1 pseudogene is annotated in these 214 nt (G+C 38.8%); it reads left to right on the forward strand.

The window, feature by feature from the left end:
* Positions 1-214 (forward strand): annotated as a pseudogene (locus E4T68_RS09455) (ISNCY family transposase); the annotation flags it as partial.

Raw genomic sequence — 214 nt, forward strand, 5'->3', positions numbered from 1 at the left:
TATGGTATTCCTGCTGCTTTTTTAACGGATAGACGAACGGTATTTGATTATCAAAGGAAAGGGACTCAACAGCTTCAAGACGATACCATGACACAGTTTGGTTTTGCTTGTTTTCAGTTAGGTATTAACCTTAAAACAACATCTATTCCACAGGGGAAAGGACGTGTGGAACGTTTAAACAATACCTTACAATCCCGATTACCTGTTGATTTGG

It is taken from the genome of Granulicatella sp. WM01 (genome assembly GCF_004570605.1).
Classification (GTDB): domain Bacteria; phylum Bacillota; class Bacilli; order Lactobacillales; family Aerococcaceae; genus WM01.